The sequence below is a fragment of the uncultured Veillonella sp. genome (assembly GCF_963534045.1).
Lineage (GTDB): Bacteria > Bacillota > Negativicutes > Veillonellales > Veillonellaceae > Veillonella.
The window spans coordinates 1-3,272 of the sequence record NZ_CAUSQT010000089.1 but is presented as its reverse complement, the minus strand read 5'-3'; the positions used below and the strand labels follow the sequence as shown (position 1 = coordinate 3,272).

Sequence of the window (3,272 nt, the reverse complement as noted above, 5' to 3'; positions counted from 1 at the left end):
TTTTTATTGCTTAAAATCTACTGGAATGGTACAATAAATAATAATTATTGTTTGAAAATGGACCATAGAGTACCGATATGTTTCCAAGTGGAGAAAGGTAGATTATTATGGATATCGCACAAATTTTGCGAAGCGAAGGGTTTAAGGTAACTCCTCAACGAATTGCAATTTATGATGCTTTGCGTGGTCATCACAATCACCCAACAGCAGAGATGATTTATCATAGCTTGCGTCCTACACATCCAAGCATGAGTTTAGCAACTGTATACAAAACAATGGAGATTTTTGAAAAAATTGGCCTTGTTAAGGTATTGGAAGTGGGCGATGAACGCGCACATTATGATTGGGATACAACAGCTCATGCACATATTCGCTGTGTTCGTTGTAACAAGGTAGAAGATATGATGAATATCGATCTTCATGCTATTTCCGATATTGCTGGAAAAGCTAGTGCTTATCAAATTACAGGACAACAAATTACATTCGAAGGCGTATGCCCAGAATGTGCAAAAAAAGAAAGTCACTAACAGACGCCCCCTGCGTATAAGATGCAGGGGGTTTTTGAGTAAAAATAGAGTGGAAAGGAAATTTAATGTTTATTATAGGGTCACATTTATCAATATCAAAAGGGTATTTACATATGGGAAAGGAAGCTACCAAAATTGGGGGCAATACATTCCAATACTTTACGCGCAATCCGCGCGGTGGTAGCATGCGTGCTCTCGATGTGGAGGATATGAATAGCCTTAGTGCGTATATGAAAGAACATAACTTTGGTACCTTGTTAGCCCATGCACCGTATACGTATAATCCGTGTGCAGCTAAGGAAGATTTGCGCGCTTTTGCAAAACAAGCCATGACAGAAGACTTAGAACGCATGGAATATTTACCAGGCCAGATGTATAACTTTCACCCCGGCAGTCATGTAAAGCAAGGTGTTGACCAAGGCATCGAATACATCGTGGAGTGCTTGAATGAAATCTTATTCCCAGGCATGAAAACAACGGTTCTTTTAGAGGTTATGGCTGGTAAGGGCACGGAAATTGGCTCTCGTTTTGAAGAAATTGCTCGTATTATTGACGGTGTAAAATTAAAAGAGTACATGGGTGTTTGTGTAGATACTTGCCATATTCACGAAGGTGGTTATGACATCGTTAATAATTTAGATGGTGTCATCGACGAGTTCGATCGTATTGTTGGTCTCGACCGTTTGAAAGCGATTCACTTGAACGATTCTAAGAATCCTATGGGGGCTCATAAAGACCGTCATGAAAAAATTGGGGAAGGTCATATCGGTATCGATGCAATTGCTCGTATTGTGACACATCCTAAATTGACGAGCTTGCCGTTCTACTTGGAAACGCCAAATGAATTAGATGGCTATGCAAAAGAAATTGCTATGTTGCGCTCTATCGTAGATAATCAATAATCAAGCAAAATAAATTGAGTTATATAATAATTGGTATAAACTAAATATATAAGGTATAGGAAGAACTGGAAAGGGGGATGAAATGCGTTTTTTACATACTGCGGATTGGCATTTAGGTCGTATTTTTTATGGTCAGTATTTAACAGATGACCAAGCTTATGTGTTGGAGCATCAGTTCTTTACTATTTTGAAAGAAGAAAAAATCGATGGCATCTTGCTGGCAGGGGATGTATTTGATAGGGCGGTACCACCCATTGAAGCTATTGAATTATGGGACTCTATCATTACTCGTCTCGCTATGGATTATAAGGTTCCTCTATTTGTAGTGAGTGGAAACCACGATGGAGCGGAACGCCTTGAAGTGGGACGGTCTATGCTAAGTGAATCGGGCATTCATATTTGGGGATCCCCTCATCATGCATTACAACCCTTTGAATTTGAAGGCGCTGATGGTAGGGTGGCCATTTGTCCTATGCCGTTTAGCGAACCTCGTCGTATAGGTGACGCTTTGGGATTGAACTCCAGTGAATCAAAACCAGTTGATACGGATACGGCTGAGGATACTTTATTTTCCTATGTAGATGATAAAGCTCAAGAAGCGGTCGCACTTAATTTATATAATTATGACCAAATGTATCAGGCTTGGAGTGATTATCTATATAAACAAGTGCCAAAACGGATGCGTAGTATTGCCATCAGTCACGCCTTTGTGATGGGTGGCGAGGTAGGTGGTTCGGAACGAACATTGTCTGTAGGTGGTAGTGAACAGGTGAGCCCTCACGTTTTTAAAAACTTTCACTATACAGCTCTTGGACATTTACATGGACCGCAACGGATGGGGGCAGACCATATTCGCTATAGCGGATCGCCATTGAAGTATTCCTTTGATGAACATGAGCAGAAGAAATCTTTTACTATTATTGATATGGATACAAACGGGAAGGTAGATATTAGTACAATCCCTGTAGAGGCGAAGCGGGATGTAGTCATCTTGGAAGGTTATTTTGAGGACCTTTTAAATAATACAGCCCTCCAAACGAAACATAAGGATGATTACGTGCAGGCACGCCTTCTAGATACGATGCCTATCATGGATGGCATGGCTAAGTTGCGTCAGGTTTATCACCGATGTATGACCATTGAATTAGCAGGGCGCATAGCAACACCTGCGGTAGATATGGGGGATGCCGTATTTAAAGAGTTAAACGAGCGTGAATTATTTAATCAGTTTGCTGAAACCGTGTGGAAGAACCCCTTAACAGAGCGTGAGCAACAATATATCAACTCTGTATGGGATCGAATTTTAAAGGAGGACTAGATGAAGCCTATATCTTTAACTATAGAAGCCTTTGGTCCGTATCGAGATTCGGTTACCTTGGACTTTAGCGAATTAGAGAATCATTCTATGTTCCTTATCTCTGGTCCAACGGGGGCAGGTAAAACATCTATATTAGACGCCATGGTATATGCCTTGTATGGCGAGCCAAGTGGAGAAGTGCGGAAAACCGATGCTATCCGCAGCGATTTTGCGGAACCTGAGCGCATGACACGCGTAGACTTTTCCTTTGCCATCGGAGATGCTCAATATCGTATTGAAAGACTACCAAAACAGATGGTAGCCAAAAAACGCGGTACAGGTATGCGCGAACAGAACGCTAGTGCCACTGTCTATGAAATGAAAGCTGGTGAGTGGAAGGTTATCGCTACCTCTGCGGCTGCCATTCGCGATACGATTCAACGAATCATAGGTTTTCGTAAGGATCAATTTTTACAAGTGGTTCTATTGCCACAAGGGGAATTCAGAAAACTCCTTGTCGCCTCTACAAATGAACGGGAGGAATTA

Annotated in this window: 4 protein-coding genes; all 4 read left to right on the top strand. The window is 41.4% G+C overall.

Annotation, left to right across the window (positions count from 1 at the left end; all coding sequences use genetic code 11):
* Positions 1-107 precede the first annotated feature (107 nt).
* Positions 108-527 carry a Fur family transcriptional regulator gene (locus RYP29_RS08650; RefSeq protein ID WP_005378385.1) on the top strand — a complete coding sequence of 140 codons (420 nt, stop codon included), beginning with the start codon at positions 108-110 and terminating at the stop codon, positions 525-527.
* Positions 528-592: 65 nt separating this feature from the next.
* Entirely contained in the window at positions 593-1,429 is an 837-nt protein-coding gene (locus tag RYP29_RS08645; protein ID WP_005379311.1) for a deoxyribonuclease IV, read from the top strand.
* A gap of 82 nt (positions 1,430-1,511) precedes the next feature.
* Complete coding sequence (locus RYP29_RS08640) at positions 1,512-2,747, top strand: exonuclease SbcCD subunit D (protein ID WP_311533139.1); 1,236 nt, start codon at positions 1,512-1,514, stop codon at positions 2,745-2,747.
* Positions 2,748-3,272: AAA family ATPase (locus RYP29_RS08635; protein ID WP_311533137.1), on the top strand; the 525-nt coding region annotated here is incomplete at its 3' end.